Origin of the sequence: Actinomycetospora callitridis (assembly GCF_028737265.1) — a bacterium.
In the GTDB taxonomy this organism is placed as follows: Bacteria; Actinomycetota; Actinomycetes; order Mycobacteriales; family Pseudonocardiaceae; genus Actinomycetospora; species Actinomycetospora callitridis.
Window position 1 is genome coordinate 30,739 of sequence record NZ_JAQZAK010000010.1, and the last position, 25,811, is coordinate 56,549.

General features: G+C 76.3%; 26 protein-coding genes. 8 read left to right on the plus strand and 18 right to left on the minus strand.

The features are described from left to right. Positions 1–61 precede the first annotated feature (61 nt). Entirely contained in the window at positions 62–751 is a 690-nt protein-coding gene (locus tag PH191_RS24440) for an SDR family NAD(P)-dependent oxidoreductase (protein WP_274197242.1), read from the plus strand. 84 nt (positions 752–835) lie between these two features. On the opposite strand, the gene PH191_RS24445 is transcribed toward PH191_RS24440, so the two are convergent. Continuing rightward, positions 836–3,139 carry a sodium-translocating pyrophosphatase gene (locus PH191_RS24445; RefSeq protein WP_274197243.1) on the minus strand — a complete coding sequence of 768 codons (2,304 nt, stop codon included), beginning with the start codon at positions 3,137–3,139 and terminating at the stop codon, positions 836–838. Positions 3,140–3,383: 244 nt separating this feature from the next. Here PH191_RS24445 and PH191_RS24450 point away from each other — a divergent pair, with 244 nt between their 5' ends. After that, positions 3,384–5,735, plus strand: a complete 2,352-nt coding sequence (locus PH191_RS24450; protein ID WP_420791846.1) for a DEAD/DEAH box helicase — start codon at positions 3,384–3,386, stop codon at positions 5,733–5,735. A 350-nt stretch (positions 5,736–6,085) separates the two neighbouring features. Here PH191_RS24450 and PH191_RS24455 read toward each other — a convergent pair whose 3' ends face one another. The 9 genes from PH191_RS24455 to PH191_RS24495 form a co-directional block, all read right to left on the minus strand. Further along, a complete protein-coding gene (locus PH191_RS24455) occupies positions 6,086–6,730 on the minus strand; it encodes a bifunctional DNA primase/polymerase (RefSeq protein ID WP_274197244.1) in 645 nt (214 codons plus the stop codon). 225 nt (positions 6,731–6,955) lie between these two features. After that, complete coding sequence (locus PH191_RS24460) at positions 6,956–7,366, minus strand: Rv3654c family TadE-like protein (protein ID WP_274197245.1); 411 nt, start codon at positions 7,364–7,366, stop codon at positions 6,956–6,958. Beyond that, positions 7,363–7,854: a TadE family type IV pilus minor pilin gene (locus tag PH191_RS24465; RefSeq protein WP_274197387.1), complete on the minus strand. Its 492-nt coding sequence runs from the start codon at positions 7,852–7,854 to the stop codon at positions 7,363–7,365. Before PH191_RS24465 ends, PH191_RS24460 begins: the two co-directional genes overlap by 4 nt. After that, the gene (locus PH191_RS24470) at positions 7,851–8,051 is read right to left on the minus strand and encodes a DUF4244 domain-containing protein (protein ID WP_274188626.1); all 201 of its coding nucleotides are present in this window, start codon (positions 8,049–8,051) and stop codon (positions 7,851–7,853) included. Before PH191_RS24470 ends, PH191_RS24465 begins: the two co-directional genes overlap by 4 nt. A gap of 42 nt (positions 8,052–8,093) precedes the next feature. Continuing rightward, positions 8,094–8,798, minus strand: coding sequence for a type II secretion system F family protein (locus PH191_RS24475; RefSeq protein ID WP_274197246.1), 705 nt, complete (start codon positions 8,796–8,798; stop codon positions 8,094–8,096). Further along, positions 8,795–9,613, minus strand: a complete 819-nt coding sequence (locus PH191_RS24480; protein ID WP_274197247.1) for a type II secretion system F family protein — start codon at positions 9,611–9,613, stop codon at positions 8,795–8,797. Before PH191_RS24480 ends, PH191_RS24475 begins: the two co-directional genes overlap by 4 nt. Beyond that, a complete protein-coding gene (locus PH191_RS24485) occupies positions 9,610–10,878 on the minus strand; it encodes a TadA family conjugal transfer-associated ATPase (RefSeq protein ID WP_337994095.1) in 1,269 nt (422 codons plus the stop codon). Before PH191_RS24485 ends, PH191_RS24480 begins: the two co-directional genes overlap by 4 nt. After that, a complete protein-coding gene (ssd, locus tag PH191_RS24490; protein WP_274197248.1) occupies positions 10,875–12,002 on the minus strand; it encodes a septum site-determining protein Ssd in 1,128 nt (375 codons plus the stop codon). The genes PH191_RS24485 and ssd overlap by 4 nt, the downstream gene beginning before the upstream one ends. Positions 12,003–12,201: 199 nt before the next feature. Continuing rightward, complete coding sequence (locus PH191_RS24495) at positions 12,202–12,942, minus strand: oxidoreductase (protein WP_274197249.1); 741 nt, start codon at positions 12,940–12,942, stop codon at positions 12,202–12,204. 202 nt (positions 12,943–13,144) lie between these two features. Between PH191_RS24495 and PH191_RS24500 the strand changes: the two genes are divergently transcribed. From PH191_RS24500 to PH191_RS24515, 4 genes are all read left to right on the plus strand, one after another. Next, positions 13,145–13,789 (plus strand): acetate uptake transporter, encoded by a 645-nt coding sequence (locus tag PH191_RS24500; RefSeq protein WP_274197250.1) that lies wholly within the window; start codon positions 13,145–13,147, stop codon positions 13,787–13,789. Between the two features lie 19 nt (positions 13,790–13,808). Beyond that, a complete protein-coding gene (gene arfB / locus PH191_RS24505; protein WP_274197251.1) occupies positions 13,809–14,237 on the plus strand; it encodes an alternative ribosome rescue aminoacyl-tRNA hydrolase ArfB in 429 nt (142 codons plus the stop codon). A 179-nt stretch (positions 14,238–14,416) separates the two neighbouring features. After that, on the plus strand, positions 14,417–14,896 hold the full coding sequence (locus PH191_RS24510; RefSeq protein ID WP_274197252.1) for a phage holin family protein: 480 nt from the start codon (positions 14,417–14,419) through the stop codon (positions 14,894–14,896). Positions 14,897–14,976: 80 nt separating this feature from the next. Next, entirely contained in the window at positions 14,977–15,825 is an 849-nt protein-coding gene (locus PH191_RS24515) for an alpha/beta fold hydrolase (protein WP_274197253.1), read from the plus strand. Positions 15,826–15,925: 100 nt separating this feature from the next. Here the strand turns inward: PH191_RS24515 and PH191_RS24520 are convergent, their stop codons facing one another. From PH191_RS24520 to nth, 4 genes are read right to left on the minus strand one after another with little or no spacing between them, the layout of a single operon-like run. Beyond that, positions 15,926–17,122, minus strand: a complete 1,197-nt coding sequence (locus tag PH191_RS24520) for a MarP family serine protease (protein WP_274197254.1) — start codon at positions 17,120–17,122, stop codon at positions 15,926–15,928. Further along, positions 17,119–17,886, minus strand: coding sequence for an NUDIX hydrolase (locus PH191_RS24525; RefSeq protein WP_274197255.1), 768 nt, complete (start codon positions 17,884–17,886; stop codon positions 17,119–17,121). The genes PH191_RS24520 and PH191_RS24525 overlap by 4 nt, the downstream gene beginning before the upstream one ends. Next, positions 17,883–18,539, minus strand: a complete 657-nt coding sequence (locus PH191_RS24530; RefSeq protein ID WP_274197256.1) for a TlpA family protein disulfide reductase — start codon at positions 18,537–18,539, stop codon at positions 17,883–17,885. Before PH191_RS24530 ends, PH191_RS24525 begins: the two co-directional genes overlap by 4 nt. Then, on the minus strand, positions 18,536–19,288 hold the full coding sequence (gene nth / locus PH191_RS24535; protein ID WP_420791844.1) for an endonuclease III: 753 nt from the start codon (positions 19,286–19,288) through the stop codon (positions 18,536–18,538). Before nth ends, PH191_RS24530 begins: the two co-directional genes overlap by 4 nt. Before the next feature lie 114 nt (positions 19,289–19,402). Between nth and PH191_RS24540 the strand changes: the two genes are divergently transcribed. Both PH191_RS24540 and PH191_RS24545 read left to right on the plus strand, forming a co-directional pair. Continuing rightward, a complete protein-coding gene (locus tag PH191_RS24540; RefSeq protein WP_274188638.1) occupies positions 19,403–19,651 on the plus strand; it encodes a hypothetical protein in 249 nt (82 codons plus the stop codon). Between the two features lie 241 nt (positions 19,652–19,892). Next, positions 19,893–20,567 (plus strand): Crp/Fnr family transcriptional regulator, encoded by a 675-nt coding sequence (locus PH191_RS24545; protein ID WP_116708603.1) that lies wholly within the window; start codon positions 19,893–19,895, stop codon positions 20,565–20,567. Between the two features lie 76 nt (positions 20,568–20,643). Here PH191_RS24545 and PH191_RS24550 read toward each other — a convergent pair whose 3' ends face one another. The 4 genes from PH191_RS24550 to PH191_RS24565 all read right to left on the minus strand — a co-directional run bounded on the left by PH191_RS24550 (position 20,644) and on the right by PH191_RS24565 (position 25,755). After that, a complete protein-coding gene (locus PH191_RS24550; protein WP_274197257.1) occupies positions 20,644–21,465 on the minus strand; it encodes an MBL fold metallo-hydrolase in 822 nt (273 codons plus the stop codon). Then, entirely contained in the window at positions 21,462–22,283 is an 822-nt protein-coding gene (locus PH191_RS24555; protein ID WP_274197258.1) for an NUDIX hydrolase, read from the minus strand. Before PH191_RS24555 ends, PH191_RS24550 begins: the two co-directional genes overlap by 4 nt. Positions 22,284–22,364: 81 nt before the next feature. Next, complete coding sequence (locus PH191_RS24560; protein WP_274197259.1) at positions 22,365–25,073, minus strand: hypothetical protein; 2,709 nt, start codon at positions 25,071–25,073, stop codon at positions 22,365–22,367. After that, positions 25,066–25,755, minus strand: a complete 690-nt coding sequence (locus PH191_RS24565) for a hypothetical protein (protein ID WP_274197260.1) — start codon at positions 25,753–25,755, stop codon at positions 25,066–25,068. The genes PH191_RS24560 and PH191_RS24565 overlap by 8 nt, the downstream gene beginning before the upstream one ends. Between the last annotated feature and the right edge of the window lie 56 nt (positions 25,756–25,811).

Consider the following 25,811-nt stretch of genomic DNA (forward strand, 5'->3'; position numbering starts at 1 on the left):
CGCGGGTCCCCGGGTCCGCCGTCCCTGGAGGGCAGGCCGGCGCGGGCGCAGCGTGGGCGCCATGAGCACCGCACTGATCACCGGAGCGTCGCGCGGGCTGGGCGTCGTGACCGCCCGCCGCCTCGCCGCCCAGGGCTGGACCGTCCTCGCCGGGTGCCGCGAGCCCGGACGCCTGGCGGACACGCTGGACCCCGCCCTCGACATCCGCCCCGTCACCCTCGACGTCGCCGACGACGCGTCGGTGGCCGCCGCCGTCAAGGAGGTCGAGGACCAGGTCGGCAGCCTCGACGTCCTGGTCAACAACGCCGCGATCGTCGGCGAGATGGTCGAGCCCGCCGAGGCCGGCGCCGACGTCCTGCGCGAGGCCTACGAGACGAACGTCTTCGGCCCCGTCCGCGTCACCCGGGCGTTCCTGCCGCTGCTGCGGCGCGCCGAGCGGCCACGGCTCGTCATGGTCTCGTCGAGCCTCGGGTCGCTGGCCGACATGAGCGACTGGCGGTGGGAGAACCACCCGTACCTCGCCTACCCGTCGTCCAAGGCGGCGCTGAACATGATCTCGGTGATGTACGCCAGGACGATGACCGACGTGCTCGTCACCGTCGTCAACCCGGGCTTCACCGCGACCGACCTCAACGACCACCAGGGCACCCAGACCGTCGAGGAGGGCACCGACGCGATCGTCGCCGCCGCCCTCGACACCACGTCCCCCTCGGGCCGCTTCGTCGAGAGGGACGGCCTCGTGCCCTGGTGACCGACCCGTCCCGGAACGCGCGAAGGGCACCTTCAGCCGACGAGATCGGCCGAAGGTGCCCTTCGCGCAGTACAGCTGTGGCCGTCAGGCCTGGGCGGTCGCCGGGGCGTCCGTGTTGGAGTCGGCGATCGCGGTCGAGCGGCGCTTCGACACGTAGATCGCGACCACGATGCCCAGCAGGGCGACGACCGCGATCGTGATGCGGATCGCCGGGTTGGCGTCCACGCCGACCGACAGGGCGACGACGGCCGGGGCGATCAGCACCGAGACCAGGTTCATGACCTTGATCAGCGGGTTGATCGACGGACCGGCGGTGTCCTTGAACGGGTCACCGACGGTGTCGCCGATGATCGTCGCCTCGTGGGCGTCGGACCCCTTGCCGCCGTGGTTGCCGTCCTCGACCAGCTTCTTGGCGTTGTCCCAGGCACCACCGGAGTTGGCCAGGAACACCGCCATCAGCGTGCCGGCCGCGATCGCGCCGCCGAGGTAGCCCGCGAGCGGGCCGACGCCGAGGCCGAAGCCGACGGCGATCGGGGCGAGGATCGCGAGCAGACCCGGGGTGGCGAGCTCGCGCAGCGCGTCCCGCGTGCACATGTCGACCACGCGGCCGTACTCGGGACGCACGGAGTAGTCCATGATCCCGGGGTTCTCGCGGAACTGGCGGCGCACCTCGTACACCACCGCCCCCGCGGCGCGGGACACGGCGTTGACGGCGAGGCCCGAGAACATGAACACGACGGCCGCACCGATGATCACGCCGACGAGGACGTTCGGGGCGGTCACGTTGTAGATGTCGCTCAGCGCCTGCCCGGCCTCGGAGTAGGCCTGGGTGATCGCGTCGTTGTACGACCCGAACAGCGCCGTCGCGGCGAGCACCGCCGTGGCGATCGCGATGCCCTTGGTGATCGCCTTGGTGGTGTTCCCGACCGCGTCGAGCTCGGTCAGGATGTCGGCACCGGGGCCCGTCACGTCGCCGGACATCTCGGCGATGCCCTGCGCGTTGTCCGAGACCGGACCGAAGGTGTCCATGGCGACGATGACGCCGACCGTGGTCAGCAGGCCGGTGCCCGCGAGGGCGACGGCGAACAGCGCGACGAACACCGAGCCCGAGAGCAGGAACGCGCCGTAGACGGCCGCGCCGATGACCAGCGCGGTGTACACGGCGGACTCGAAGCCCACGGAGATGCCGGCGAGGATGACCGTCGCCGCGCCGGTGAGCGAGCTCGTGCCGACGTCCTTGACCGGCTGGGTCTCGGTGCCGGTGTAGTAGCCCGTCAGCGACAGGATGATGATCGCGAGCACGATGCCGATGGCGACGGCGGCGAACGCGATGATCTGCGGGTTGCCGGCCGCGGCGAGGTCGCCGATGCGGGCGGCGTCGACGCCGGGCAGCTCGGTGAAGCTCGACGGCAGGTAGGTGAACGCGGCGATCGTGCAGAGCACGATGGAGATGACCGCGGACACGTAGAAGCTGCGGTTGATCGCCCGGAGCGCGTTCTCGCCCTCACGGGTGCGGGTGATGAACACGCCGATGATCGCGGTGATGACACCGATCGCCGGGATGATCAGCGGGTAGGTCAGGCCCAGCGTGCCGAACGCGACCGAGCCCAGGATCAGCGCGGCCACCAGCATCACGGCGTAGGACTCGAAGAGGTCCGCGGCCATGCCCGCGCAGTCACCGACGTTGTCGCCCACGTTGTCGGCGATCGTCGCCGCGTTGCGGGGGTCGTCCTCGGGGATGTTCTGCTCGACCTTGCCGACGAGGTCGGCGCCGACGTCGGCGGCCTTGGTGAAGATGCCGCCGCCGACACGCATGAACATGGCGAGCAGGGCCGCGCCGAGGCCGAAGCCCTCGAGCACGCGCGGGGCCTCCTCGACGTAGAGGAGCACGACGACCGAGGCACCGAAGAGCCCGAGGCCGACGGTGGCCATGCCGACCACGCCGCCGGTGCGGAACGCGATCTTCGCGCCCTTGTCGCGCCCACCCGGCTCGTTGGCCGCCGCGGCGACGCGGATGTTCGCCTGCGTCGCCAGGTTCATGCCCAGCGCGCCGATCGACATGGAGAACAGCGCGCCGACCACGAAGGCCACCGAGCGCCCGATCAGCTCACCGGTGCTGTTGGCCGGCAGCGCGAAGAGCACCAGGAAGACGACGATGATGAACGGAGCGAGCGTCTTGAACTGGCGGGTGAGGAAGGCGCTCGCGCCCTCCTGGACCGCCTTGCCGATGTCACGCATTCCCTGCGTGCCCTCGTCGGCGGCCAGCACCTGCCTGCGCAGGACGAAGCCGATGACCAGCGCGATGACGGCGACGACCGCCACCACGATGACCACGATGTTGTCGCCGGCGGAGAACGTGATCCCCGCGGCGAGGACGGACGCTTGCATCCAGCCTCCCGGTTGGCACCTACAAACACGACGCGCCGGGCCAGGCCTCGCGGCGGCTGCGGCGCGTGATGATCACAGTCACGACCCGGCACGGCGGGTGGTGGACAGGTGCCGCAGTGTAGGAGGTGGCCTTCACCCGCACGCACAGCAGTTCCCCGACGAGCTGTGAGGTGTACGTCTTTCACGAACGAGAGCAGCGACGGGAGGACCTGTGTCAGGCTCGACGGACGTGGACGGCGGACGGGTGCTCGGGGCTCCCGGAGTCACGGCCGGAGCCGTACTCGACGGCCGGAGCCGGGGCTCCGTGCTGTTGCGTCGGGTGCTCGCCGGGACGCCCGCGGGCGAGAGCCCACTGACCCACGCCGAGCTCGTGCCCGCCCGCGAGGGCGTCACGCAGGGCTGGCCGGACTGGGTGCCCGAGGACGTCCGCGCACCGTTCCTCGCCCGCGGCATCGCGCGTCCGTGGAGCCACCAGGCCGCGGCCGCCGACCGGGCGCACGCCGGCGAGCACGTCGTGGTCGCCACCGGCACCGCGTCGGGGAAGTCGTTGGCCTACCAGCTACCCGTCCTGACCAGGCTGAACGCCGATCCGCGGGCCACCGCGCTCTATCTCTCGCCGACCAAGGCGCTGGGCGCGGACCAGCTGCGCACCGTCGCGGACCTGCGCGTCGAGGGCGTCCGCGCGGCGTCCTACGACGGCGACACCCCGCTCCCCGAACGCGACTGGGTGCGCCAGCACGCGAACTGGGTGTTCACGAATCCGGACATGCTCCACCGCGGGATCCTTCCGCGGCACGGGCGCTGGACGACCTTCCTGCGCCGCCTGCGCTACGTCGTCATCGACGAGTGCCACACCTACCGCGGCCTGTTCGGCTCGCACGTCGCGCTGCTGATGCGGCGGCTGCGGCGGGTGTGCGCGCGCTACGGGGCGCACCCGACGTTCGTGCTCGCGTCGGCGACGGTGTCCGAGCCGGCCGTCTCGGCCTCGGTGCTCACCGGGCTGGACGTGGCGGAAGTCACGGACGACGGGTCCCCGCGCGGTGCCCGGGCGGTCGCGTTGTGGGAGCCGCCGCTGCTGGAGGAGGTCACCGGCGAGAACGGCGCCCCGGTCCGGCGATCGGCGGGGGCGGAGACGGCGCGGATGCTGGCCGACCTCGTCGTGGAGGGGGCGCGGTCGCTCGCCTTCGTGCGCTCGCGGCGCGGGGCGGAGCTGACGGCGCTCGGCGCCCGCCGGGTGCTCGCGGAGATCGACGAGGAGCTGGCCTCACAGGTCGCGGCGTACCGGGCGGGCTACCTGCCCGAGGAGCGCCGGGCGCTGGAGCAGGCGCTGCTGAGCGGGTCGTTGCGGGGGGTGGCGACGACGAACGCCCTCGAGCTCGGGGTGGACATCGCCGGGCTCGACGCCGTGGTGGTCGCCGGGTTCCCGGGGACGCGGGCGTCGTTCTGGCAGCAGGCCGGACGCGCGGGGCGGTCGGGCGACGACGCGCTCGTGGTGCTCGTCGCCCGCGACGACCCCCTCGACACCTACCTCGTGCACCACCCGCAGGCGATGCTCGGCGCGCCCCTGGAGCGCTGCGTGCTCGACCCCACCAACCCCTATGTGCTCGCGCCCCACCTGGCGTGCGCGGCGTCGGAGATCCCCTTGACGCGGGACGACGTGGCGTCGCTGGGTGGCGACGCCGCCCTGGCGGTGGTCGACGACCTCGTCGCCGAGGGCCTGCTGCGGCGCCGGCGCGGCGGCTGGTTCTGGTCGCACCCCACCGACCGCCCGCACGCCGGCGTCGACATCCGGGGCAGCGGCGGCGAGCAGGTCGTCCTCGTCGAGTCCGACACCGGGCGCATGCTCGGCACCGTCGACCCCGGGACGGCTCCCGCCACCGTCCACCCCGGCGCGGTGCACCTGCACCAGGGCGAGGGCTACGTCGTCGACTCCCTCGACCTCGACGACGGCCTCGCCCACCTGCACGCCGAGGACCCGGAGTGGACGACCCAGGCCCGCACGGTCATCGACATCACCGTGATCGAGACCGAGCAGTGCGCCTCGCACGGGGACCTGCAGGTGTGCCTGGGCTCGGTCGAGGTCAGCGAGCAGGTGGTCGGCTACCTGCGGAAACTCCCGTCCGGGCGCGTCCTCGACTCGACGCCGCTGGACATGCCGGAGCGAAGCCTGCGGACCCGGGCGGTCTGGTACACGCTCTCCGAGACCGCGCTCCTGCGCGCGGGCCTGGACCCGTCGCGCTGGCCGGGCGCCCTGCACGCGGCCGAGCACGCGGCGATCGGTCTGCTGCCGCTGGTCGCGACCTGCGACCGGTGGGACATCGGCGGCGTCTCGACCGCCCTGCACCCCGACACCGGCCGACCCACGGTGTTCGTGCACGACGGCCACCCCGGCGGCGCGGGCTTCGCCGACCGGGGCCACGAGGCCCTGCGGGAGTGGCTCACCGCGACCCGGGCCGCGATCGCGGACTGCGAGTGCCCGTCGGGCTGCCCGTCCTGCGTGCAGTCGCCCAAATGCGGGAACGGCAACGACCCGCTCGACAAGCCCGGCGCGATCACCGTGCTCGACGTGGTGCTGACCCGGCTCGCGGAGGGCTGAGCGGGGCCCCGCGCCTGCGGGATTGGGCTCCGCCGCGGGTCGGGGGTTTCGGGGCCGTCCCGACCCGCGGCGAGGTATGTCACGCCGCAGGCCGGGGAGCTCATCGACCCGGCCTGCGGCGCGGTATGTGGCGGCGGTGGACCGCGCGACGGTCTCGTCGCGGGCGGTCCACCGCCGCGGGGTCCTCCCCTGGCCCGGACCGCGGGCCGGTCGCGGCGGGTGTACCGGCGCGTCGGCCACGGGATCCGGGTGGGGCGGCGGGCGCGGCCCTCATCAGGTGGGCCTCGCTGATCCGGCGTCGCCCCGAGGGGACCCGAGTGTGGAGTTGTGGTAGGTGTCGCGTCGGGGTCTTAGGAGCGGACCCCGGTCGCGACGGTGGCGAGGCGGTAGGTCGACCCGCCGCCGGCGACGGCCGGACGCTGCGCGACGGCCTCGGCCAGCGCGTCCTGGACGCGGAACGGGTCGGGGAGGTTCCAGCCGCACGCCGACGGGCGGACCCGCCAGTGCACGGAGCCCTGCGGGTACGTCGACGGCGGCGCGGCGAACCAGCTCCCACGGCCGTGCAGCGAGATGCCGCCGCGCTCGGCGAGGTCGGGACGCAGCGGCTCGCCCGCGCCGACCGGGAACAGCCACTCGCCGGTGGGCGTCGCGGCGATCGGCACCGGCACCCCGAGCGCCCGGAGGACGGCGGCGGCGCGGCGACCCACGGTGGCGGGGACCTCGAGGACGTCGAAGGTCAGCCCGGTGGGCAGGAGGATCGAGTACGGCAGGCCCGACCACCACTCGGCGATCTGGCTGCAGTCGGTGGACGCCCGCAGCGCCCACTCGTCGAGGACCGGGCACGGACCGGCCTGCGGCGCGTCGGCGCAGCCGCTCCACACCTCGCCCTGCGGGAAGGTGCCGGGCACGACGGCCCAGCCGTGGTCGGCGAGCACCATGGCCTCAGCGCGGAGCTCCGTGCCGTAGACGGCGCGGTAGCTGTCCCACCACTGCATCGGTTCCTCCTGTGCCCCGGTGCCTGCTTCCCGGTGTGCTGTGCCCAGTAACGGCTCGCACACGTGACGGCGCCACCCGTCATCGCCCATCGGCCGTGATCACACGCCGAGCGTCACCCTCGGCCCCGTTCAGCGGGCGAGCGCGCGCTGAGCTGGGTGACCCTGCTCGAACGCCCGGCAGGGTCGCCGCTCAGCCGGGACCGCCCTCCGCTCGTCCCGTCCCGGCTACGCAGCGGACACCGCCAGGACTCCAGACGGGGTGCCGTCGGACGCCACCGGTCCCGCGCGGGCGCGTCCCGAGGCGTCGCCGGCCACGCTCGGGATACACCCGCACGATCTCTCCGTGGCGACGATCACGGTCCAGCCCTCGACGGAGCACGCCACGAGCCGTGCGCCGTTGCCCGCGGCGACCTCGGTGGCCCGTGCGCAGGCCACATCGGCCCCGCGTACGGCCTCGCGGGCCCCGGCCAGCGCGGCGAGGTCCGCCGCCGTCTCGGCGACGTGCCGGGCGAGCACCGCGGCCCCGACCTGCAGCCCGAGGCCCAACACACAGACCAGGACACCGACCGCGGCGGCCGCCAACACCGTGGCGTAGCCGTCGTCGAACGGCTCCCGACCGCCCACCGTGCCGCTCACCGCGCACCGCCCGGCGGTGTGGGCACCGCGGAGGCCGACGCCGGGCTGACCGGGCTCTCTGGGAGCGCCGGGGAGGCGGCGGCGTCGGCCTCCGGCGGCTCGCCGGGAAGCGGATCGGGGCCCTCGACCGGGGCGACCGGCGACGGCTCGCGCGCCGCCACCGCCTCCGCGCCCACCCGCAGCGCGGGCAGCGCCGAGCCGAGCGGGGCCGCGCGAACCCGGGCGACCACGTCGTCGCCGCGGGTCTCGAGGACGACCTCCGCCCCGTCGGGCAGCAGCCGTGCCGCCGCCCGGCGCGCCGCGTCCGGGTCCCCGCGGGCACCGAGGCGGGCGGCCTCGGTGGCGGCGTCGACGCAACGCAGCTGCAGCACCACCGCCCCCATCGCCGCGAGGACCACGGCGAGGACCACCACGAGGCTGCCGACGGCGAACGCGGCCTCGACGGTGACCGAGCCGGCGTCGGAGCCGGACCCGGGGGCGCCGATCAGAAGGTGCTCGTCAGCGCCCGCTGCACGATCGCGGTGAGCGCCCCGATGATCGAGTCGCCCGTGATCACCGTGTAGAGCAGGGCACCGAAGGCCGCCGCGGCGATGGTCCCGATCGCGTACTCCGCCGTGGACATGCCGTCGTCGTCCTCGCGCAGCCGGGCCAGCCGGTGGCGCCAGGTCGTCGTCCGTGCGGTCATGGGGATCTCCTCTCGTCCCACGCCCCGGTGGGGCGTGCGGGCTCATCGCTGCTCCAGCAGCGGCCCGGCGAGCCCGACGACCACCGGGACGATGCCCAGGGCGAGGAACGCCGGCAGGAAGCACAGGCCGAGCGGCCCGGTGACCATCACGCCCGCGCGCTCGGCGCGGGCCTCGACGGCGTCGGCGGCCTCGGCCCGCAGGTCGGTGGCGACGGCCTCGACGACGTCGGCGACCGCGGCCCCGCTGCGCGCCGACCGACGGGCCGCGCGGGCGAGGCGCGCCGTGCCCGGCTCGTCGAGCGCCGGCGCCCAGGCGTCGGCGGGGTCGGCGCCGAGGGCCACGAGGTCGGCCACGCGACCCAACGCCTCGCCGGCCGCCGCGGGCAGGACCGGCACCACGGCGCGCGCCGCCCGGTCGAGCGGGAGTCCGGCGCGCAGGCAGGCCGCGAGCTGGTCCCACGCCCCGGCGAGACCGAGCGGGTCCGGGCGCGGCCTCGCCCGGTGTGCCCGCCAGCGCGGCAGCACGGCGAGGACCGCGAGGCCCGCGGCGCCCGCGACCGCCGCGGCGGCACCGGCCCCCGCGACCGCGGCCGCCGCGCCGACCGCGAGCAGCGCCAGGCCGGGCACCAGGCCCTCCCGCGCCGGGGCACGGGGCGGCCGGCGCGGGACCGTGCGGTGGTGCGCCGTGACGGGGCCCGGCGCGACGAGCACCGCGGCGGCCAGGAGCACCAGGGCCGCGGGGATCACCGGGCCACCCCCGCGACGATCCCCTCGGTCCAGGCGAGCCCGGCGCACACCAGACCGACGCCGACCACGAGGAGCACCTGACCGATCAGGCCACCGGTGAGCACCGACCACGGCCGCGCGCCGATCCCCTCGCCGAGCAGCAGCCCGAGCACCGGCAGCCCCGCCAGGACGGCGGCCGTGGCGCGCGGCCCCGCGAGGCGGGCGCGTAGTCCACCGGCGACCCGTGCTCGGACCCGGAGGTCGCGGGCGACGGCCGCTGCCGGGCCGGCCAGGGCGATCCCGTGGCGTTCGGCGAGCGCCCACGCCCCGGCGAGGCGGTCGAGGTGCTCGGCCACGACCGGCTCGCGGGCCCGTGCCGCCCGCAGGGCCGCGGGGACGTCGCCCCCGAGCTGCGCCGTCGCGCCCACGAGCGCCATGACCCGGGCGGCCACCGGGTGCGCGTCGGACCCCGCGGAGCCGGCCGCGGCGGCCGGGGGCGCGCCGACGCGGACCTCCGCGGCGAACGACGCCAGCGCCTCCGCGAGCCCGGCGGACGCGGCCGCCCGGTCCCGTTCCGCGCCCGTCGCCGCCCGCTGGCGGTGCACCGTCGCGGCGAGCGCGAGCGCGGCCACGCCACCCCCGGGGCCGGCGAGCACCACGCCGAGCACGGCGGCGCCGGGGAGGAGCACGCCGCGTCGTCCCAGGGCGGGCCGGAGGCGGTCGAGGCCCGGCGCCCGCCGTCGACCGGGGAGCGCCCCGCCGACCCGCAGCCCCGGCACCGGCGCGGGCCAGGCGATCAGCGCACCGGCCGCGAGGAGGAGCGCCGCCGCGCTCACGCCGACTCCCGGTGCAGCAGGGACACGCCCGCGGCGACGCTCACCGCGCGCGGTGCCGAGGCGGACGGCCGGGCCGGCGGATCGGGTGGGTCGAGCCACGGGGCCGCGACACCCCGCTCCTGGAACATCGCGCCGAGGTCGGCGCGCCCGGTTGCCCAGCCGTCGCTCCGGGTCCAGGCCGGTACCACGACGACCTCGCCCGCTCCGTCGCGGCGCCGCAGGACCCCGACGGCGTCGAGCGTGCGCGCGCCGTCGCGGTCGCGTCGGACCTGGAGGACCACCTGCACCGCGGCGGCGAGCTGGCTGTGCAGCGCCGCGGGACCGAGCCCGCCGAGGGCGGCGAGCGCCTCCAGCCGGGCCGGGACCTCGCGCGGCGCGTTGGCGTGCACCGTGCCCGCCCCGCCGTCGTGGCCGGTGTTGAGCGCGGCCAGCAGCTCGACCACCTCGGCGCCGCGCACCTCGCCGACGACGAGCCGGTCGGGGCGCATCCGCAGCGCCTGGCGGACGAGGTCGCGCAGCAGGACCTGCCCGGCGCCCTCGACGTTCGCCGGCCGGGCGACCATGCGCACGACGTGCGGGTGCGCCGGGCGCAGCTCCTCGGCGTCCTCGACGCACACGATGCGCTCGCTCGGCGCCACCTCGCCCAGGAGCGCCGCGAGCAGCGTCGTCTTGCCCGAGCCCGTGCCGCCGACCACGAGGAACGCGAGCCGCGCCGCGACGACCGCCCGGAGCAGGGCCACCCCGTCCGCGTCGACCGTGCCGCTGGCCGCCAGCGTCGCGAGGTCGTGGCGGGCGGGCCGGAGCACCCGCAGGGACACGCACGTCCCGTCGGCGGCGACCGGCGCGAGCACCGCGTGCAGGCGCACACCCGATCCCGGCAGGCGCGCGTCGACGTACGGGCTGGCGTCGTCGAGGCGCCGTCCGGCCGCGCTCGCGAGCCGCTGGGCGAGGCGGCGCACCGCGTCCTCGTCGGGGAACCGGATGGTCGTGCGCTCGAGCCCCGCCCCGCGGTCGACCCAGACCGCGTCCGGGGCGGTGACGAGCACGTCGGAGGTGCCGGGCTCGCGCAGCAGCGGCTCGAGCGGGCCGGCGCCCACGAGCTCGCGCTGCAGGCCCCGCACGGCGGAGAGCACGTCGGCGTCGCCGACCACCCCGCGGGCCTCCGCCCGCACGGCGGCCGCCAGGTCGTCGACCCCGGCCTGTCCACCGGAGCTCACCAGCCGCGTGCGGACGCGATCGACGAGATCCGCCGGCGCGGTGCTCACGCCGCCCGTCCCCGGTCGGCCACGGCGTCGAGCGCGTCGAGCACCGCCGTGGCGGCGTCCTGCAGGGGACCGCGCCGGAGGCCGGGGACCTTGCCGCGGTCGAGGGCCGGGGCGAGGCCCGGCTCGGGCGCCACGGCGGCGAGCACGTCCAGCCCCAGGGCGCGGACGACGTCGTCGGCGTCGAGGCCACCGGGTGCGGGGCCGCGCACCACCAGACGCAGCGGCACCCCGCGCTCGACCAGCGGCTCGGCGACCCGGGCGGCGGCCGCGACGGCGCGGACCTCGGTGGGCACCACGAGGACGACGAGATCGGCGGCGTCGGCCACGGCGAGGGCCGTGTCCGACAGGTGGCGGGGCAGGTCGCACACCACGACGTCCCCGGCCCGACGCCCGGCCTCGATGACCGCCACGGCCGCGTCGGGCTCCGGGCCGCCGCCCCCGCGGTCGCACGCGAGGACCGTCAGCATCCCGTCGGGCGAGGGCAGCGCCTCGTGCAGCGACGCCGCGGACACCCGTCCCCCGCCTCCGCCGCCGAGTGCGAGCCCGCCCCACCGGAAGCCCTCGAGCTCCTCGGCCCCGGCGAGGAGGTCGATCCCGCCCCCGAGCGGGTCGCAGTCGACGAGCAGCGCCCGTGTCCCGCCCGTGCTCGCCCGGCCCGCGATCGCCACGGCGAGCACCGAGGCCCCGGCGCCGCCACGTCCCCCGACGACGGCGACGACCCGCCCCGGCCCGACGTCGGGCGAGGACCGCGCCCCGGTGTCGGCCAGCGACGAGATCAACCAGTGCTCGCCGTCCGGCAGGGACACCACGTGCTCCGCGCCCACCGCCACGGCGCGCTCCCAGACCGAGCCCGGCGGTTCGCCCCGGCAGAGCAGCACGACCGCGTCGCGACGACCGAGGCGCAGCGGCCCGAGCGCCCGGGCGGCGTCCTCGTCGACCAGCACCAGCCCGGCCGTGTGCCAGCGGCGGCGCACCCCCGCGGCGTCCGGCACCCGCTCCAGCTCGGCACCCGCGGCGGCGGCCAGCCGCACCACCTCGTCGAGGAGCTCCTCGTCGTCGGTCATCACCACCGCGCGCCGTCGGCCCTGTGCGCCCGCTCCGCCCGCCCCGCCCGTCCCCGCCATCGGTGACCCCTCTCGCGTCCCGCCGTCGACGAGGACGCTGCCGCGGGAGGGGCACCGGGCGGGAGTGTCGGGCGCGGCCCTGGGGACGGCCGGCGGGCCTGGGGACGGAGGCGTGCCGCGCTCGGAGCCGAAGGCGTCCGGACGCCCTAGCCGCAGCGTCCGGCCGGCGGTCCGGCGCCGCCGGGGGTCAGGAGCGAGATCAGGCGGGCTGCGCCGCCTCCGCGATACCGAGCCCCTCGCGCGCGCCGACCTGCCAGGCCTCGGCGCAGTGGGTGAACCAGCGGGCCAACCCCTCCGGCGAGCCGGTGGCGAAGGCCGCGGCGGCCTCGCGGTACTCGGTCTCCGCCCGGTAGTGGCCGACCTCCGGGACCGCGAGGCCCTTGGGATCGAGGCCGGTGGCGACCGCGGTCAGCCGGGCGGCGGCGCGCGCCACGACACCTCCCGCCGTCGGGAAGGGCGCGAGGGTCAGGAGCTCGCCGTGCACGACCGCGACGAGCACCGGCGCCGGCACCGAGGTACCTCCGGTGACCAGCCCCGCGAGCCCGTCGAGGCGCTCGCCGACACCCCGGTCGAGGCGGGGCCTGCCGAGGTCGTCGTCGGTGATCCCGGGCAGGTCGGCGGCGGCGAGCATGTGCAGCCGCGCGAGCGCCTGGCGGGGCGCCGAGCGCCAGGCCGCCAGCAGCCCGTCGAGGTCCTCGGCGACCCGCAGGGCGCCGGCGAGGACGGGGTCGGTGACCCGGCCGTCGTCGGGCAGCTCGGCCGACCCGCCGTCCAGGCTCGACGACGCACGGGCCGCGCGCACGGACGCCTCGGCGGCCGTCGCGGGCCACCCGCGCCGGTTCGCGCGGTGGTTGTGCACCCTCGTCAGCGCCTCGCGGACGGCGTCGGCGTCCGCGGCGACGCCGGGCAGGCGGGTCAGGGGCTCCAGCGGGTCGGCCACGGCGCCGATCGTCGCAGCACCCCGTCGCCCGGCCGCGTCGCAGCCCACCCCTCGCGGCCGAACGGCCCGGGTGGCAACCGCCGAACGGACCTGTATCGGTCCGGTCGGGGCAGTCCGCATATCCGGTTCCCGAAACCGGGCAGTAGGTGGACCACGTGATCGGCACCACAGCGACCGTGGGGCCACCCGAGAGGAGCGACTTATGTCGAGCACCACCGAGGAGCGCACCGCGCGGCCGGCGCCGAGCCCCGGGCCCGCGGAGTCCACTCCGAGCTTCGCGGACCCGGGACCACTCGGTCTCGCGGCCTTCGCCCTGACGACCTTCACGCTGAGCCTGTTCAACGCCGGGCTCGCCCCCGAGGCGCTCGAGCCGCTGGTGCTGCCCCTCGCCCTCTTCTACGGCGGTCTCGCCCAGTTCCTCGCCGGGATGTGGGAGTTCCGCAAGGCCAACACGTTCGGCGCGACGGCCTTCGCGTCCTACGGCGCGTTCTGGCTGGCCTTCGCGGCCTACGTCCAGTTCATCGAGCCCGAGATGCTGGCCTCCGGCGTCACCGAGGCCCAGGTGAAGACGGCGACGGGGATCTTCCTCGTCGGCTGGGCGATCTTCACGCTCTACATGCTGTTCGCCTCGCTGCGGACCACCGGCGCGCTGGTGGGTGTGTTCGCGACGCTGTTCCTCACGTTCACGCTGCTGGCCGTCGGTGACCTCACCGGCGTCGACGCGATCGCGACCGCCGGTGGTTTCGTCGGGCTGCTCAGCGCGCTGATCGCCTGGTACGCCTCGGCCGCGGTCGTCACCAACGCCACGTGGGGCCGCACCGTGCTCCCGGTGGGCCCGCGCAGCTGATCCGGGCATCCTGGTCGGGATGCAGCCGACCGGCGACGTCGTGCTGTCGGCCGCCGATCTGCACTGGCGCTTCTCCCGTGCGGGTGGGCCCGGCGGACAGGGCGTGAACACCACCGACTCACGGGTCGAGCTCTCGGTGGACCTGCGCTCGGTGGATCCGGTGGGCGCGCCACTGCGTGACGAGGACCGCACCCGGCTCCTCGATCGGCTCGCCGGGCGCCTGCACGACGGTGTCCTCACCGTCGTCGCCTCCGACGACCGCTCCCAGCGACGCAACCGCCGTGCCGCCCGCCAGCGCCTGGCCGCGATCCTCCGCGACGCGCTGGCGCCGCCCCCACCGGCGCGTCGTCCCACGTCACCGTCCCGTTCCGCCCGTCGCAGGCGTCTGGAGGCCAAGCGCCGGCAGGGCGCGGTGAAGGAACTGCGCCGCCGACCGAACGGGGAGTGACCCCCAACGGGGGAACGCGTTGAGTACCGCGGGCGGTCAGGGGGAAGACCGGGCCGAGAAGTGATCAGCCGGCGGCGCGCCGTGGAGCGCGGCGCACACCCGGTGACGTGGCACGATGACCGACCTCAGCACCCGCTCGCCGACCCCACCCCGAGCGACCGACCCACGCAGGAGCGCCCGTGACCCGCCCCGAGCAGCCGGCCAGCGGCTCGTCCGCCCCGCCGGTCGTGCCCTCGATCCCCCTGAACGCCGAGCCCGTCCGGCAGGACGGCGACGCCTCCGTCGGCTCGCTGGTCAAGGAGGTCACGACCCACGTCTCGACCCTCGTGCGCGCCGAGGTCGAGCTGGCCAAGACCGAGATCACGGCCGAGGTCAAGAAGGGCGTGCAGGGCAGCGTCTTCTTCGTCGTCGCCGGCGTCGTCGCCCTGTTCAGCCTGTTCTTCCTCTTCATCGCGGTGTCCGAGGCCTTCAACCTCATCTGGCCGACCCAGCAGTGGGCCGGCTACGCCGTGACGTTCGGTCTCATGATCCTGTTCGCCGGCCTCATGGGTCTGCTCGGCTATCTCAAGGTCCGCAAGATCAAGGCGCCGGAGCGGACGATCGAGTCGGCCAAGGAGTCGGTCGCGGTCTTCAACCGCGGCCGCTCCGACGCCGCCTGAGCACCCGCCTGAGCACTGCCGCAGGGCCCGCCGTCGAGATTCCCGGGCCCTGGATCCACCGCACCGTCTCGGCGAACGGCGTGCAGCTGCACGTCGCCGAGGCGGGCCCGGAGTCCGGGCCGCTGGTGCTCCTGCTGCACGGCTTCCCCGGGTTCTGGTGGGCCTGGCGCCACCAGCTCCCGGCCCTCGCCACCGCCGGGTACCGGGTCGCCGCCGCCGACCTGCGCGGCTACGGCGAGTCCGACCGCCCGCCCCGCGGCTACGACCTGTGGACCCTCGCCGGTGACGCCGCCGGCCTCGTCCGTTCGCTGGGGGCGCGCGAGGCGACGATCGTCGGCGCCGGGTGGGGCGGGGCGGTCGCCTGGACGCTCGCGACGCTGCGTCCCGGCGTCGTCTCCCGGATCGCGGTCGTCGCGGCGCCGCACCCCCGGGTCGTGCGCGACGCCGCGCGTCGCCGTCCGTGGGGGCCGGCGGTGCGCGTGGTCGCGTCGCTGCAGCCCCCGCGTCTGCCCGAGCGACGGCTCCGCCGTGACGACGCCGCCTGGGTCGCCGAGCTCCTGCGCGCGGGTTCGGGCGACGGGTGGGCGTCGGCGCCGGAGTTCGCCGAGGTCGCCGACCGCCACCGGGCCGCGATGCTGACCCCCCGCGTCTCGCACACGGCGCTGGAGGGCTTCCGCTGGTGCGTGCGCTCGCAGTTCCGGCCCGACGGGGCGCGCTACGCGGCCGCGATGGCCCGCCGCGTGACGGTGCCGGTGCTCCAGATCCACGGCGAGGCCGATCCCTGGGTGCCCGACCGCGTCGCCCGCGCCTCGGCGCGCTGGTGCGACGCCGGGCACGTGCACCGGACGCTCGCCGGCGTGGGGCACTTCCCCCACCAGGAGGCGCCCCAGCACGTCACCGACGCACTGCTGGACTTCCTGGACGAGTGATTGTGGGGCCTTTCCTGACCCTATCGGCGTGCTGCATTAGATCGTCAGCAGATGGCCCCCAGGCTGACACCGGCGGCTGACATCGGCCGCTGACACCGACCTATGCCGCGCAGGACCCCGTGCTGACGCGGCCGGTGGCGCCCAGCGAGGCGTCGAGGGCCGGGCGCACCTGGTCGGCGGTGAGCACGAAGCCGGTGTCGCCCTGGTCGACCGCCGCACCGAAGACGACGCCGATGACGCGGCCCTGGGGATCGACCAGCGGGCCTCCGGAGTTCCCCGAGCGCACCTGCCCGCGGATCGTGTAGACGTCGCGGGTGACGGTTTCGCTCTCGTAGATGTTCGGGCCGCGCAGCTGGATGCGCTGGCGCACCTTCGCCGGCGAGGACGAGAACGGGCCGTCCAGCGGGTAGCCGAGCGCCACGGCGTTGTCGCCGGTCTCGGCGCCCGCGAAGTCGAAGTCCAGCGGGTCCGCGTCGAGCCCGGGCACCGCGAGGACGGCGACGTCGACCTCGTCGTCGTAGTAGACGACGCGGGCGGGGCGGGTGCGGGAGTCGCCGTCGGAGGTCGGGACCTCGACCGAGACCTCGTCGGTGCCCGCCACCACGTGCGCGTTGGTCATGACCCGGTCCTCGCCGACGACGAACCCGGTGCCCTCGAGCGCCCGTTGGCACGACGGGGCCCGCCCGCGCACCTTGAGCACGCTGGCGCGGGCCTGCTGCACCACGGGGTCCTCGACGAGCGCCTGCTCCGGCGGCGGCACCTCGGCGATCGGGGTGGACGAGAAGGGGCTCAGGACGTCCGGGAAGCCCGAGGCGTCGAACAGGGCCCGCAGCTCGGAGGGCAGCGCGCGCAGCGGGGCGGGCATCACCGAGTCGACGCCGGCCAGCACCCGCGAGTCGCGCAGGGAGGACGCGAGCGCCGTCTCCGACGAGCTCGCCAGCGGCAGCGCGATGAGCCAGGCGACGATGAGCGCGGTGATCGCCTGCAGCACCGAGCCGAAGGCCGAGTCGACGGTGCGCACGGCCGGCAGGCGCATCCGGTCGCGCAGCGCGCGCCCGAGGTAGACCCCGAGCGTCTCGCCCAGCGCGACGAGCGCGACGACCAGCAGCACGCTGACGACGATCTTCGACGTCGTCCCCTCGAAGTTGTCGACCAGCGCAGGAGCGATCTTCAGCCCCAGCAGCGCGCCGCCGAGCACGCCGAGGAAGCTCAGCGCCGCGACGGCGAGACCATGGCGCCAGCCCGAGATGCCCGCGGCGATCGCGAGCAACACGACGACGACATCGACCCAGCTCACCGGATCGGACCTCCTTCGGCGGCCGCGTCCGGCCTGCTCGGCGCGGCGTGCCCGGACTTCCACGCAGTCGTCCCTGCGCTCAGGTCGTGCCGCTGCGCCCACACCTCGTCGAGGTCGCGCACATCGGAACGGTCCCAGGGTCTCGCCCACCCGGCCAGGGTGAGCATCCAGTCCACCAGGCCCGCCGTGAAGCCCCAGACGAGCAGTCCTCCTGCGGCGAACGCGGGACCCACGTACCCGGACGGACCGGTGACGAGGAACCGCGCCGCCGGATCGGTGAGCGCGGCGACCGGCACGCGGACCACCGCGGCGGTCTCGCCCTGGTCGACGACCCGCACCGGCACGGGCCGCGCCCAGTGCGCGAGCACGGGCGTCACGGCGAACCCGGTGACCGGGATCGTCAGCGGCGGCAGCGTCACCAGGGGGACGACGCCGTCGGGATCGAGGCCGGTCTCCTCGTTCGCCTCGCGCAGCGCGGCGGCGACGGGGCCGGCGTCGGTGGGGTCGATCGTCCCGCCGGGGAACGCGGCCTGGCCCGCGTGCGCGCGCATCTCGGCGGCGCGCTCGGTGAGCAGCAGCTCGGGCGCGTCCCCGGGGCCGGCGAACAGCATGAGCACCGCGGCGCTGCGCCCGTTCGGCGCCGTCCCGGCGATGCGTCGCCGGAACGGCACGTCGTCGGGCCCGAGGCGCCGGCACGCCGCCACGAGCGGGGCGAGCCAGTCGGGGGCGGCGTCGGGGTGGGTGCCGGAGTCGGTGTCGGTCACCCGGCACCGCCCCGGGCGGCGTCGACCGCGGCGCGCACCTGCTCGGGGGTGCGCAGCACCTGCGGCGGGATGTCGACCACGGAGCCGTCGGCGCGTACGAGCACGCTCGCGGGCAGGATCGGCGGCGCGCCGAGCTTCGGCCCGACGACCTGCGCGGGGTCGCTCACCGACGGGTAGCGGGCGCCGAGGCTCTCCATCAGCGCGAGGGCGGTCGTCGTGCGGTCCGCGGCGTCGACGCCCAGCACCGCCACCGCGCCCGGCTGCGCCGTGTAGGCCTCCAGCGCGGGGATCTCGTCGCGGCACGGCGCGCACCACGACGCCCAGAGGTTCACCAGCGTGTCCCGCCCGGCCAGGGCCGTGGCGAGGTCGACCGGACCCGGCGCCCCGAGGCACTCCAGCGTCACGCCCGCGAGCGCGGCGACGGGCGCCGCGCCCGGCACCGGCTCCGGGCAGGGTGCCAGCGCCGCCGACGCGCGGGCGGAGGCGACGGCACCGGGATCGTCGCTCCCGGCGGCCGGGGCGGGCTGGAGCACGGAGCTCGGGTCGGTGGCCCCCGGCAGCGAGGACCCCGTGTCCCGGGGCCACAACGCGATCACGCCGACCACGGCCAGCACCACGACCACGAGGGTGGCCCGGATCTCGGCGCGGGTCACCGCTCGAGGCCGACGAGGGACAGCAGGTGGTCGGCGTCCGGCCCCTTGATCAGCTTGGCGGCCTTCACGGGGTCGGTCTCACCGGTCTGCGACGACGGGCAGTCGCGGCGCAGCGTGCAGGCCCCGCAGGCCGGCTTCTTGGCGTGGCAGACGCGGCGGCCGTGGAAGATCAGCCGGTGGGAGAGCATCGTCCAGTCCTTGCGCGGGATGAGCTCGCCCACCTCCTTCTCCACCTGCACCGGATCCTCGGACGTGGTCCAGGCGAAGCGGCGGGCCAGGCGCCCGAAGTGGGTGTCGACGGTGATGCCGGGGACGCCGAAGGCGTTGCCGAGCACGACGTTGGCCGTCTTGCGCCCGACGCCGGGCAGCGTGACGAGGTCCTCCAGGCGCCCGGGCACGACGCCGTCGTAGCGCTCGACGAGCGCCGCGCCGAGCTTCGTCACCGACTCGGCCTTCGCCCGGAAGAAGCCGGTCGGACGCAGGATCTCCTCGAGCTCCGTGCGGTCCGCGGCCGCGAACGCCGCCGCGTCCGGATAGCGGGCGAAGAGCCCCGGGGTGACGCGGTTGACCGTCACGTCGGTGGTCTGCGCCGAGAGCACGGTGGCGACGAGCAGCTCGAGCGGCGAGGTGAAGTCCAGCTCGGCGTGCGCGTCGGGGTGGGCGATCGCGAGATCGCGGTCCATCCGTCGCGCCCGCCGCACCAGGGCGAGACGACTCTCCTCGCCCGTGGCGCGCGCAGCCCTGCTCACCCACCCAGGGTAGGACGCGCCCCGGCGCCGGAGGTCGGGGGCACGGCGCCCGCGACACGCCGGGTCGACCCCGATGCCCGACGGCCTTCACCGGTGCGCGACGATGCCCACACCATGACCGCCTGGCTCGCCATCCTCATCCCGCTGCTGGTGATGGTCTTCGCGCTCGGTATGGAGCGTCTCGAGACCCGCCTGCGCTCCGGCACCGTGCGCGAGGACGAGGTCGAGGACTTCCTCGAGCGCGCCCGGCCCGACGAGGTCAAGGCGCTGTTCCGCCAGGGGATCGGCGGGGCCCTCCAGATGTTCCGGCTCCGCAACCTCGGCAAACGGGGCGGGCCCCGGCGAACCAAGGAACGGGCCTGACGCTCACGCACGGCAGCGACGCCGCCGGATCTCTGGACTATGATGGTCCGATCGGGGGAACAGAGACCGTGAAATCGGCGATCAGCCCCGATGCGGTGAGTTCCAAGGTGTCGCGTGGCGTGATCACGGCGAGGGACGTGACTATGCTGCGGCGGACGTGACTGGTGACACAGAGGTGCGGACGGGGGTCGGTGACCCGATGGACGCGCGCGGTAGAGCGAGAGTCGTTGAGGAGCGGACGGTGGACGAGGTACTGGCGCGGGCCGGGATCTTCCAGGGGGTGGACCCCGCCGCCATCGAGGTGCTCACGGAGTCCCTCGAGCGCGTGGAGTTCCCACGCGGCACGGTGATCTTCAACGAGGGCGAGCCCGGGGATCGGCTCTACATCGTCTCGACCGGCAAGGTGAAGATCGGCCGGCGGTCACCGGACGGCCGCGAGAACCTGCTGTCGATCTTCGGCCCGTCCGACATGTTCGGCGAGCTCTCGATCTTCGACCCGGGCCCGCGGACCTCCACCGCCACGACGGTCACCGACGTGCGCGCCTACACGATGGACCGCAACGCGCTCCGCGAGTGGATCGCCCAGCGACCCGAGATCGCCGAGCAGCTGCTGCGCGTGGTGGCCCGGCGCCTGCGCCGCACCAACAACCTGCTCGCCGACCTCATCTTCACCGACGTCCCGGGCCGTGTGGCCAAGGCGCTGCTGCAGCTCGCGCAGCGCTTCGGGTCGCAGGAGGCCGGTCTCCTGCGCGTCACCCACGACCTGACGCAGGAGGAGATCGCCCAGCTCGTCGGCGCCTCCCGAGAGACGGTCAACAAGGCGCTCGCCGACTTCGCCGCCCGCGGCTGGCTGCGCCTCGAGGGCAAGAGCGTGCTGATCCTCGAGCCGGACCGCCTGGCGCGACGGGCCCGCTGACCCGCCGAAGCGACATCCCGTCCCGCTCCTGCGTCGCGGTACGGGCAGATCGCCGGCGGGGGGGCCCGCTGACCCGCTAATCCACTCGGCGCAGGTGCTCGAGCTGCGCGGCCACCGACTGGTCGGCCGCCGGCCAGAGCTTCTCGTCGACGTCCGCGTAGACGATCTCCACGACCTGACGGGGCGTGGGCTCCGGCCCGAGTTCGTCCAGGGCGGCGCGCACCTGGTCGAGCCGCTGCTCGCGGTGCTGCAGGTACTGGCGCGCGGTCTCGCCGGCGTCGGCGAGGTCCGGTCCGTGCCCGGGCAGGAGCGTCGTGCCCTCGGGGAGCTCGGCGAGCCGGCGCAGGGAGTCGAGGTAGTCGGTGAGCGCGCCCTCGTAGTCCCCGAGCACGGTGGTGCCGCGACCCAGGACGGTGTCGCCGGTCAGGACGCTGCCGTCGTCGTCGGCCACCAGGCACAGCGAGTCGTCGGTGTGCCCCGGCGTCACCAGCACGCGCAGGTCGAGCCCCGCGACGGCCAGGCGTTCGCCCGCGGCGAGGCCCTCGGCGCCGAGGGTCAGCGTCGGGTCGAGCGCACGGACCGGGGCGGAGACCCGCTCGGCGAACGTCCGCGCGGCCTCGGTGTGGTCGAGGTGGCGGTGGGTCAGCACCACGAGCTCGACGGGCCCGCAGGCCTCGAGCCGGTCGAGGTGCGCCGGGTCCTCCGGGCCGGGGTCGACGACGACGCAGCCGGCCTGCCCGGGGGCGCGCAGGATCCAGGTGTTGGTGCCGTCCAGGGTCATCGGTGACGGGTTCTCCGCCAGGACCACCGCCGCGGCCTGCGTGACGGTCCTCAGGAGCCCGTAGGCGGGGTGCGCCGGCGCCGCGTCGGCGGGGCCGGGGACGAGGCGGCCGCTCACCGGTCCACCCCGAACGCGTGCGACGGGACGGCGAGCCCGACGCGCTCGCCCTCGGGCCGGAAGCTCGGGGTCACGGGCTCCGGACGTCGGGCGGCGGCGGCGTCGAGCAGCCCCGCGGCGCTCTCGGCGGCGGCGAGCTCGCTGAGCACCGCCCAGGTCGGCGGCATCAGCGCGCGCACGCCGTCCTCCCACTCGTGGAGAGCCTGCGCGGGCGCGCACCAGCCGGCGCCGACGGCCTCGGTCGTCGCGCCGTCGGGCTCCTGGCCGTCGGGCACCCCGGCCACGAAGAAGGCGGTGTCGTAGCGACGCGGCATCCCCTCGGGCGTGATCCAGCGGGCCCACGGGCGCACTGCCGCGGCGTCGACATGGCCCACGACCGCTCGCAGGCCGACCTCCCGCGCCACCAGGCGCTCCCGTGTCCCGGTGGCCGGCGGCGCGGCTCCTCCGAGCAGCACGCCGGTCTCCTCGTAGGTCTCGCGCACGGCGCACGCGACCAGCGCCGCGGCGGCGTCCGGCGTCGTGTCCCAGCTGCGCGCGGCGTCCTCGGCGGCGTCGGCGTCGACCAGACCCTCGGCCAGCGCCTCCCGGTCGGCCGCGTCGAGCCCGCCGCCCGGGAAGACCGACATGCCCGCGGCGAACGCCATCTCGGCGGCGCGCTCGAGCAGGAACACCTCGACACCCGGGCCGGCGACCGCGTCGCGCGCGAGCACCACCGACGCCGCGAGCCGCAGCTCGCCCGCCGGCCGGCTGCCGATCTCGTCGAAGGCGGGCCGGTCCATCCCGAACCGCGGGGGCAGGTCGACGAGGTCGGTGGTCACCCGGGGCACCCTAGGCGCGCGAACGGGAGGACAGCGCGACGAAGGAGCGATGTCGGGCCGTCTCCTCGTCGCCGGGACGGTCTACGCGCCCGGCGACGCCCCGTCCTCGCCGTCGTGATCCCGGCGAGGGGGCAGACCGTGACCGTTGACGGGACGGTGCCCGTTGCCACTCCCGGGTCCGGGCTGCGGTGGCCCCGGCGGGCGGCCCGGTCCCGGGTGCGGGCCCGTGGGCCGCGGCCGGGGTGCCGTCGCGTCCTCGGAACCCGGCGGCGGTGCCACGGGGCGGCCCGTCAGCGGGTCGGGCGCGTCGGCCTCGAGTCGCTCGCGGGACGCCAGCTCCTCGTGCAGGCGGGCGAGCAGCTCCCGTTCACGGTCGGAGAGCTGGGAGTCGACGGAGTCGGGCCCGGAGGACCCCACCGGGGCAGCCGACGGCGGGGTGGGGGTCGACGGCGGGGTGGGGGCCGACGGCGCGCCCGGGGCGTCGGCGGGTCGCTGGACCGGCCCGGTGACCGCGTCCCCGGACGTGTCGGGGCGCTCGGAGCCGTGGTGGTGGCCGTTGGTGCGCGCCGGCGGGGTCGGCGAGGGCGGGGCTGGGGTGTCGACGATGGGCGCCTCGAACTCGCCGGTCTCGCTGCGGCTGTGCCGGGCACGCCGGACACGCGCCTCCCCGTTCGCCCCCGGCAGGTCGACGCCGTTCGTGGCGGGCGCGTCGACGCCGCCGGCCGGGGTCGCCGGGCCGGCGACGGCGGGGAACTCGCCGGTGGCGGCGTCCGGGTCGACCGACGGCCCGGACGGCGTCGGACCGGCGATCGCCGACGAGCCGGCGAGCGGGTCCGCGGAATCCGGGCCGAAGCTGACCCCGAGGGACGTCTCCGCCCACGAGGAGAGGGGGTGCTCGTCGGAGAGGATCTCGTCGGGCGGCGGGGTGCGCCACAGCGCCGCGATGCGCTCGGCGGTCGTCTCCGGGTCGAGGTCGACGGGAGCGGGCTCCTCGGGGGCGACCGTCTCGGGCTCGGCCGGGACCTCGGGCTCCGGGGCGTCGGCCTCGACGTCGCGCTCCCGGGCGCGCTCGCGCTCGAGCGGATCGGGACCCGCGGCGGCGACGATGCGGTACTGCTCGTCGCCGGACCGCTCCTCGGGGGCGGGCTCGGTGAGCCGGCGTTCGTCGGCGTCGTCGGGACCGGTCACCGTGAGGAACGACGGCGGCCCTGCCGGCGGCGCGGACACCGGCACGCCGAACGGCGGCACCTCGTCGTCGGCACGGCGGGGCGAGGGGCCCTGCGTCGGGCGGGGCGCCCCGACGGGCGGGCCCAGCGGTGCGGTCTCGGACACCGGGGAGGACGCGGACGGCGCGGCACCGAGCGGGCGCGCCACGCGGACGGCCGCCCGGTGGTAGGCGGGCAGCTCGGCGCCCGCGGCGAAGACCTCGACCGACACCGCACCCAGCTCGCGGGCGGCGTGCGCGACGTGGTGCGCGACGTGCTCGCAATCGTCGGCGGAGTGGGTCTCCACCAGCACGACCCGGTGCGGCACCGGCCCCGGCGCGGAACCGGCCGGGGTGGTGCGCCAGCACTGGCGCACGCGCTGCACCCCGGGCAGCCGCGCGGCGGCGCGGGCGACGGCCTCGCCGGCGTCGCGGGACGAGCCGGACGCCCGCGCGGACGCCGGGGGGTCGGGCGTGAACCGGTGCTCCTCGCGCCGATCGGCCTCGGGGTCGCGTGGCAGGACGTCGACGAGCTCCGGGTCGACGCGCGACGCGGCGAACCAGCGCCCGAGCACCGCGTGCTCGCGCGCGGTGACCCCGGCGCCGGCGGCCAGTAGGCAGCCACCGAGCAGCTCGGCCGCCGCGGCGTCGTCCTCCACGGCGACCAGCTCGCGCACCGACGACAGTGCGTCGTCGTCGATCCGCCCCGCGAGCGAGAGCAGCACGTCGTGCCGCCCGCCCTGGTCGGGACGGGCGGTCGGGGGCGTGCCGGGGCGGGGATCGCGGCCACCGCGTGCCGCCGGGGCTCCGGGACCGCGAGCGGGCGGAGGCCCGCCCTCCGGCCGGCCCTCGGACGTCGAGGCGGCCGGCGCGGCGGGCTCGTCGGTCGGGGCCTCGGTGGGGACGTCGGCGGGAGGGACCTCGTCCGGACGGATCTCGTTCACGAACCCGTCGGAGGTCTCGGCGTCGTCGTGATCGACCGGAGCCCCGGCCACGGGGTCCGCCACGGGGTCCGCCACGGGGTCCGCCACGGGGTCCACGGCATCCACGGCGTCCTCGTCGACCGGGACCTCCGCCCGGTCGCCCGCCATGTGGTGCCCCGCTCCCTCGGTCCAGGCCGACTGCTCGACACGGTCGTCGTCGGCGAGGTCGCCGACGACCTCGGCCCGCACGACGTCCGGCACGTCGGCGGCCGGGATGTCGTCCACGACCTCCATCCCCGCGCCGACCGGCTCGGCGCCGGCACGCAGACGACGCCGCTCGGCGACGCGGCGCCAGGCGGCCAGCGCCACCGGGTCGCGGTCGGGGCGCTCGCCCGCGCTGTCGTCGCGGACCGACCAGGGCGGCAGGTTCGCGAGGTCCCCGGCTCCGCCGGCGAGACCGGCGAGGTCGCCGGCGAAGCCCAAGCCGAGCCGCCCGATCCGCGAGGGGTCGTCGGCCCGACGACGGGCGAGACCCGCCGACGCGTCGGGATCGGTCGGGGTCGAACCGTCCAGGTCAGGTCCGGCCAGGTCGGGCCCGGCCAGGTCGGCCGGGAGACCAAGACGCTCCGCGCGCTCCTCCCCGGTCATGTCGCGCTCAGCCATGGCCCACCAGCTCGCCGGCCTCCGCGCCGAGCCCGGCGCGGGCGGGCGGGACGCGGTCGGTGCCGCGGCGCCACAGCACCTCGGCCGCGGCGAGCGCGGCCCGGTGGTAAGGCGTGGGGACGATCGTCGGGCCGAGCACCTCGACACACGGGTCGGACTCGCCCCGGGCGCGCAGCGCGCGCTGCAACGCCCCGGTCAGGGCCGCCCGGCCGCCGGTGGCGGCGTCCACCGGGGCGTCAACGAGCACCACGCGCACCGGCGCGCCCGACCCGTGGCGCCACGCACGGCGGACCGCGGTGACGCCGCCGGCCACGGGCGCGAGGGCGCGCAGCACCAGGTCGGTGTCGTCCCACCCGGGACCGCGGCCCGGCTCGACGAAGCCGGCCGTCGGCTCGGGCGCCGCGTCGACGTGCAGGACGGCGTCGACCAGCCGCGCCGGCCCGCCCCAGGCCAGCACCGCCGTGCGCAGGCGCGCGCGCTCGTCCTCGGAGACGCCGATGCGGTGACGCAGGAGGGCACGCGGGAGCGCGGTGCGCAGGGCGACGTGGGCGCCGCTGGACAGCCAGTCGCGCAGACGCCACAGCAGGCGGTCCGGCAGCCGACCGGCCATCGCCAGCAGGACGTCGTGACACGCCTGCTCGGCCTCGTCCGCCGACGAGGAGACGGTCCCGTTCTGGTCCACGCTCTGTGCTCCGATCCACCCTGCGGCGATCCGACCGGGCCGCCCGTGGTGTCGGA